The organism is Brucella pseudintermedia (genome assembly GCF_008932435.1).
Lineage (GTDB): Bacteria > Pseudomonadota > Alphaproteobacteria > Rhizobiales > Rhizobiaceae > Brucella > Brucella pseudintermedia.
This window is the reverse complement of the sequence record NZ_WBWE01000020.1, coordinates 37,369-44,336: the sequence shown is the minus strand read 5'-3', so window position 1 is coordinate 44,336 and position 6,968 is coordinate 37,369. Positions and strand designations below refer to the sequence as shown.

Here is a 6,968-nt window from a genome sequence, read left to right as displayed (position 1 = left end):
TCGTGACCCAGTATCTCCATCCGCATCGTCTACCTCAATCTCAAGACACGTCATTAACGTCGTCGCTAAAGACGTGTCTTACGTCACGAGGCTTTGCTTCAACAGGCGGTAGCAATCGGGCCGTTACGGTATATCTCCGATTCTCTCAATTCTCCCGAAACGGCCTGCTCGCCGCTCAGCCCGGCCATGCTCGCCGGCATTTGTCCCCTCCCATCCCCAGGGCTCGCGCCCCCCCGGGAGGCATGTCGGGGACATGCCTCCGGCATTAACGGAAGAAGGATTGGAACAATGGCAAGGACTGCGAAGAAGACGAAGGCCGTCGCTGTTGCGGCGGCGGAAAATGTGGCGACGGATGCGGAAATCCGCAGCATCGGAGACGTAGCGGTGGAGGTGGTGGCGGCATTGCCCGCACCGAAACCTTTTCCGGACCCCGATATAACGGCGGAAGCCGAAACCGTTGCGGATGCGGCAATTGTTGCTAAGGAACCCGCAACCGGCACGGAAATCTTCATTCCTCTCAGCAAGCTCAAAAAGTCGCCCCGCAATGCGCGCAAGACCCCGCACAGCCAAGAGCATATCGAAGCGCTTGCGGCCAGCATCGCCGCCAAGGGGCTTTACCAGAACCTTGTGGTGGAACCGGAACTGAACGAGGCTAGCGAAGCAACCGGCTTCTATTTCGTGACCATCGGAGAAGGCCGCAGGCAGGCGCAGCTTTTGCGTGTCAAGCGCAAGGAAATCAGAAAGACGGAAGCCATCCGTTGCGTTCTGGATACTGCGAACGACCCGCAGGAAATCAGCCTTGACGAGAACGTGACGCGGGCCAACATGCACCCCGCCGACGAGTTCGAGGCGTTCCGCGAGCTTGCGGACAATCGCGGATGGAGCGCGGCGGATATTGCCGCCCGCTTCGGCGTGAGCGAGCATGTCGTGAGGCAGCGCCTCAAGCTCGGCGCGGTCAGCCCGAAGCTGATGCAGGTGTACCGCGAAGGCGGCTTGAACCTTGAGCAGTTGCAGGCATTCGCCATCACCGACAACCACGTGCGGCAGGAGCAGGTGTTCGAGAACCTGCACTATAACAGGGAAGCACGGATCATCCGCCGCGACCTGACCGCGAGCAACGTTCCTGCCACGGAGCGGCGCGCTATCTTCATCGGAGCGGAAGCCTACACGGAAGCGGGCGGCACGATCATCCGTGACCTGTTTACCGAAGATCGCGGCGGCTACTACGACGATCCCGCGCTTCTCGACCGCCTTGTTCTCGAAAAGCTGGAAGCCATCGCCGCCGACATTCGGGCGGAAGGTTGGAAGTGGGTGGAAGCCTATATGGACTTCCCTTACGCCCACGGCTTGCGCCGTGTTTACCCGGAGCCGGTCGGGCTTTCGGATGAAGATGAAGCGGCCTATGCCGCCGCGCAGGAGGAACATGAACGGTTGGCGGAAGAATTGGGGAGCGTGGACGAATACGCCCCGGAAGACGAAGTCCGTTTCATGGAGCTTGAAGCGGAAATGGTGCGGCTGGATGGCAAGCGGGAAGCCTACGACCCCGACGAGCTTGCGCGTGGCGGTGTCTTCATATGCCTCAACCATGATGGAACCGCCCGCATCGAGCGCGGCTTTATCCGCCCCGAAGACGAGGCACCGGCGCCGGAACCGGAGGATGCCGAAGGCGGCGAAACCATCATCGACGGTATTCGCGTCAATGCGGATGGCGAAGTTCTCGAGGACGGTTTCAGCCCGGACCCCGATAACGCCGACGACGAGGAACCGGAAGGAGACGCGGGCCAGCCTATTTCCGATCTTCTCACCCGCGACCTGACCGCGCACCGGACGCTTGGCCTTCGCCTTGCGCTTGGCGAGCAGCCGGAAATAGCCTTGATCGCCGTCACCCATGCGCTGGCGGCGCAGACATTCTATCGCGGCGTGGACGCCCACGCCCTCGAAATCCGCCCCGTCAGTGTTCAGCTTGGCGGGCACGCGGACGGCATCGAGGACACGGCGGCGGCGAAGATGCTGGCGGATCGCCACGCCGGATGGGCTTGCGACATGCCGCAGAACGTGGCGGACCTTTGGGATTTCATCGCTGGTCTCGACCCCGTAAGCGTCATAGCGCTGTTCGCTCATTGCGCATCGCTGACCGTCAATGCCCTGAAACTGCCTTGGGAGCAGAACAAGCGCCGTGCTCATGCGACCGCCGACAAACTGGCGACCGCGCTTGCGCTGGACATGAGCCAGTATTGGACGCCGACCGTCAGTTCCTATCTTGGCCGCGTCACCAAGGCCCATATCCTTGAGGCTGTCGTAGATGGGACAAGCTACGGAGCCGCCGAACGCATCAAGGATAAGAAAAAGCAGGAAATGGCGGAAAACGCCGAGCAGCTTCTGGCCGGAAGCAGATGGCTCCCGCCGCTTCTGCGCACCGAGCCGCCCGCATGGCAGGACGAGCCGCAGCAGGCAGAGGCGGAAGCCGAAACCGTTGCGGATGCACTCGAAACCATAGAGCCGGAAGACCCGGAAGACATTGCGGCGGAAGCAACGGAACCCGCCATGCCGGAACCGGAAGCATCGGAGCTTGTCGGACCCGACGCGGAGGAAATCGCGGCAATCGACGCGGCAGGGTTTGCCGAGCCGGAGGACGCACCCACCTTGGAGGAGGTGCCGGACCCTGATGCGCCGGAGTCGGAGGAAATCGCTCCGGACTTGGCTGATGCCGAAGTCGATGCGGCCTTCTACGAAGCCGCCGAGTGAACCACATGGCCGGAGCCGCTCACGCGGTTCCGGCCTCGTTCCCTTTGCACCGAGGACAGTTTCCGCCGCGCCGCAATCGGCGCGGCAGGAAACCTCGACGGATCGCAGGAAACACGACAATGAACACCTATGCCGAACAGCAAGCAATGCTGGCCCACACGGTCAGAGCGCGGGACGAAACCCGCCGCCATATCGAAATCATCAGGCGGCAGATCGAGAAGCGCGCCGAGCGTATGACCATCACCGCCCGCCTAAAGACCCGCCAGTATGACCGCATGAAATCCACATGGACCCGCGCCGACGAGCGTGACTATCGGGAGAATGCCGCGCAACTCCGCTTCCAGCCGCGTGGCGAAATCGACGCGCTCACCCGGAAGCTGGAACGGCAGGATGCGGCTATCGCCGCCTTTCGTGACCGTTACCGGCTTAACGAGGATGCAGCGCTTTGGTCCGCACCGGAGGGAATGGCGTCATGACACGGCGATTTCCCCGAACCGAACTCCTGATCCCTGACGATCTGCGCGCCGCGCTGATCGCCAATGGCCGCGCCAGCGAGCAACAGGAGGATTTCAATCCGCGCCCTGTCGTGAAGCTGTTCACTCCGGACGGTTCGGCCACATGGCTGATTACCGAAGCATACGAGGAACCGGACGGTGATTTGCGGCTATTCGGCTTGATGGACCTTGGCTTTGGCAGTCCTGAACTTGGCTACGCCATGTTGTCCGAGATTGAGGACGTTCGCGGCGGGCTTGGCCTGCCGGTCGAGCGTGACCTGTATTTCAGGCCCGAATATCGCCTCAGCCGATATGCCGAAATCGCAAACCACGCCGGAAGGATTGTCACCTGAAACACTGTTCCTGCGCGTCGGACCCTGATGCGCCGGAGCGCCTAACCGAAAGAAATGCAAGGAGACCGGGAATGATTGTGTTCGCTACATTGTCCGTCGTGATGGTCATCGCCATGTGTTCGCTGGCCTATATGCTGGCGACCTATGCCGTGCCGTTTTTCTTCGCCGTCATGGCAACCCGCTTCGCTTTCGCTACCGGAGCCGGTTATCTCGGCGCTGGCATCGTTGGTCTGTTTGCGGGCGTGGCTTCCTACGGTTTCCTTACCTATCTTTACGCCACGCTGCGCTCACCGGGATTGCGTCTTGCCATCGCACTGTTATTCGCGCTTCCTGCTGCCATTGCAGGTTTCGCCCTGGTGCATGGCATCGCCCGCGAGGCGGTTCCGTCCGAAGTCTGGCGGAAAATCTTTTCTCTCATCGGTGGCGGGTTCGTTGGAGCGTCAGCGTTGGCGAGGCTGGACGACCCGTCCATGTTCCATGAAGACCGCTAACTCCACATTTGTTGGGCTTTTGACGAACGGCATGATGCAGGCCGCGAGGAAGATATGGGCGTTGCCCTGCGGGCCGGGCTGTCGGCTTCGCTGAAGCCCGCTAAAGCAGTCTTCACCCTTCGGGCTTCCATCCCTAACGCAAGGGATGGCGGCGGCGGCATTCGCCCGAAAAAGCCAGCGCTTCCACAAGACCGAACCGATAGCCTGTTCAGTCGATGACACAGCAACACAACCAGATCAGGGCCATATCCTCGCTGTCCGTCCCGGCCATGCCCGCATGGAGGCGACCGAAGAGCAAAACAAGGAATCGTCCAGCTTCACCGAGAGGTAGGAATTGCCCGGCGCTGGACAGGCAGGCTCTTTCCATGCCGCTCCAAACCCACTGTCTCCAGCAAACAGCATGGGCGGAAGTCCGGCCCGTTTTCGGTTTCGACTCATGACGACCGTGAGGGAACTTCACCGACTTGACGTTGAGATTGAGGGGCTTGCCTGCGAGGGAGGCAGCGAAACCGTTGTCGGCGCAGAAGAAAGTGCTGACCGATAGCAGCCATGACGTGATTTCCTTTTTCCGCCGACCGGACCACGCCCACCGCGATCTCGATTGATTTGGTCTGACCGAAGACCGGCGACGCAAGCGCCGCCTCGATCTCAATCCTGCAACGTCCGGCGACAACTTTTTTCCGCCGCCCAACCACCCCATGCGGCGAGCCGCATGGGGACCCCGGCTTGGCTTTGCATCGCGATCCAAAAAAGCTGCCACCGGCCGCCCTCCATTTCATTCCGGCCCTAAGGACCACCCCCTTACGCAAGCGCAACGGGGACCCCGGTGGGTGCAGGCCGATCGTCCCCGGTCCATCGACCATCATCGAGACCGCGATGGGCGCGGCCCGATCAGCAGAAGGAAAACATGGTATGGCTACTATCGGCACTTTCTCCCGCACCGACAACGGCTTCGCTGGCTCGATCAAGACCCTCAACCTCAACGTCAAGTCGGTGAAGTTCATCCCGGCCGAGGACGAAACCGAAAACGGGCCGGACTTCCGCGTGTTCGCCGGAGCCACCGAGTTCGGAGCAGCATGGAAGAAGCAGTCCGTGCAGGGCAACCCCTACCTCTCGGTGAAGCTGGACGATCCCTCGTTCCCCGCTCCGATCTATGCGAGCCTGGTCGCGACGGACAGCGAGGATATGGCCCTGATCTGGTCGCGCCGCCGCGCCACCAACTAAACAGGCCACCGGCCCGGCCCCGCGAAAGCGGGGCTTCGCCATGCTCATGCCCGCCGCCGCCATCAATCCATACGGAGCGCTGCGCGCCCATTGTCCTGATCGGCTACGGCTGAAGCCTAGCCGATCATGAGGGGAAACCAAGGGGAACTTTTCCCCTTTCTCCCCTCAAGCGCCGCCTGCGCATGGCAGGGTCGCCCGCTTCTCAGGACGGCTCACTGTTTTCATGGTCTTCGCTTTCCAATCCGTCCCGCTTGCGCGCAACCCGGCCATGCTCGCCGGCACTTGTCCCCTTCCATCCCCGCGCACTCTCGCGCCCCCGGAAGGCATGTCGAGGGACATGCCTTCGGCAATTAAGGGAAAAAGAGGAGCAAGGACCATGAATGTCATCACCAGCAGCCACAACAGCCAGCCAATCAATAAGGGTTTTCGCGTGGACATTTCGCGCGGCGTGAACATCGACCGCGTTTCGTCGGAATGGTTTTCGCGCCCGGACGATGAGCGGTTTCTTTCGCTCACCGAGCTTTACGACGCCGTGAAGGCGCGGGCGGATCGCGCCACGGCCCGCACCGTCGAAAGCCGCGCCGTGCGCGTGGACGCCAGCCGCGACAATGCGGAACGGCTTTCGATTATCGTCCCCGGACAGGATGAACCGATTGCGCCGACGCATTGGAGTTTCGGCCAGCTTTGCAGCCTTGTCGGAGCGCCTGCAACCTATATGCGCCAGCTTCCCGCGCCGCTGGCAGGCATCAACCTACAGCATGGCTTGCTTTCGCATCGCGCCGAACTGGTGAAGACGCTGGAAACGGAGGACGGCCGCATTGAATTGCGCGCCGTAACCGGCCCGGACTACGGGCGCATCTGGGATCACGAGCTTGTCGCAGCCGTGATGAAGATCGCGGGCAACGGCGTGGGCGATACCATGTGGAAGGTTCCCGGCGTACTGGATTGGGCGACCATGACGCACAATCCTTTCGTGGACGTGACCAAGGACACGACCACGCTTTACGCTTCGGATCGTGACGTCTTCCTGTTTCTGGTGGACGATACGCACCCCATTGAAGCCGGACGCCTGCCGAACGGCGAGCCGGATTTGTATTTTCGCGGCTTTTATGCGTGGAACAGCGAAGTCGGCAGCAAGACCCTTGGAATTGCAAGCTTTTACCTGCGAGCAGTTTGCATGAATCGCAATTTGTGGGGCGTCGAAAATTTCGAGGAAATAACCATCCGCCACAGCAAGTTTGCGGCGCAGCGTTTCGCCCATGAAGCCGCGCCCGCGCTTCGCAGCTTCGCCAATTCCAACCCCGCGCCCTTCATTGCCGGGATCAAGGCGGCGCGGGAAAGGATCGTCGCCCACAACGACGAGGACCGGGAGACCTTCTTTCGCCGTCGCGGTTTCAGCAAGGCCGAAACCGGCAAGATCATTGAAACCGTCTTGCAGGAGGAAGGACGGCCCCCGGAGACGATTTTTGACTTTGTGCAGGGCATGACCGCCCATGCCCGCACCAAGACCAATCAGGATACCCGCCTTGAACTGGAGGGAAAGGCGAAGACCTTGCTTGAACGGGCGTCGTAGCAGCCAAGGTCCGCGCCGCCAGCAATGGCGGTGCGGTTCCGCCGCAGATTGCGCCGATCCTTCCAGCGAAATCCGGTTTACGCCACAG

6 protein-coding genes are annotated in these 6,968 nt (G+C 61.4%); all 6 read left to right on the top strand.

The features are described 5' to 3' along the window. The first annotated feature begins 288 nt into the window (after positions 1-288). Positions 289-2,745 (top strand): ParB/RepB/Spo0J family partition protein, encoded by a 2,457-nt coding sequence (locus F9K78_RS20560; RefSeq protein WP_151682684.1) that lies wholly within the window; start codon positions 289-291, stop codon positions 2,743-2,745. Between the two features lie 119 nt (positions 2,746-2,864). After that, complete coding sequence (locus F9K78_RS20555; protein ID WP_151682683.1) at positions 2,865-3,221, top strand: hypothetical protein; 357 nt, start codon at positions 2,865-2,867, stop codon at positions 3,219-3,221. Further along, positions 3,218-3,592, top strand: a complete 375-nt coding sequence (locus F9K78_RS20550) for a DUF2958 domain-containing protein (protein WP_151682682.1) — start codon at positions 3,218-3,220, stop codon at positions 3,590-3,592. The genes F9K78_RS20555 and F9K78_RS20550 overlap by 4 nt, the downstream gene beginning before the upstream one ends. Positions 3,593-3,663: 71 nt before the next feature. Next, on the top strand, positions 3,664-4,083 hold the full coding sequence (locus F9K78_RS20545; RefSeq protein ID WP_167518148.1) for a hypothetical protein: 420 nt from the start codon (positions 3,664-3,666) through the stop codon (positions 4,081-4,083). Positions 4,084-4,995: 912 nt separating this feature from the next. Then, positions 4,996-5,307, top strand: a complete 312-nt coding sequence (locus F9K78_RS20535; RefSeq protein WP_151682681.1) for a DUF736 domain-containing protein — start codon at positions 4,996-4,998, stop codon at positions 5,305-5,307. A 376-nt stretch (positions 5,308-5,683) separates the two neighbouring features. Next, positions 5,684-6,880 (top strand): DUF932 domain-containing protein, encoded by a 1,197-nt coding sequence (locus tag F9K78_RS20530; RefSeq protein ID WP_151682680.1) that lies wholly within the window; start codon positions 5,684-5,686, stop codon positions 6,878-6,880. Positions 6,881-6,968 lie beyond the last annotated feature (88 nt).

Coding starts and splice junctions, on each gene's coding strand:
- F9K78_RS20555 (WP_151682683.1), top strand. CDS start 2,865: ATGAACACCTATGCCGAACAGCAAGCAATGCTGGCCCACACGGTCAGA.
- F9K78_RS20560 (WP_151682684.1), top strand. CDS start 289: ATGGCAAGGACTGCGAAGAAGACGAAGGCCGTCGCTGTTGCGGCGGCG.
- F9K78_RS20535 (WP_151682681.1), top strand. CDS start 4,996: ATGGCTACTATCGGCACTTTCTCCCGCACCGACAACGGCTTCGCTGGC.
- F9K78_RS20545 (WP_167518148.1), top strand. CDS start 3,664: ATGATTGTGTTCGCTACATTGTCCGTCGTGATGGTCATCGCCATGTGT.
- F9K78_RS20530 (WP_151682680.1), top strand. CDS start 5,684: ATGAATGTCATCACCAGCAGCCACAACAGCCAGCCAATCAATAAGGGT.
- F9K78_RS20550 (WP_151682682.1), top strand. CDS start 3,218: ATGACACGGCGATTTCCCCGAACCGAACTCCTGATCCCTGACGATCTG.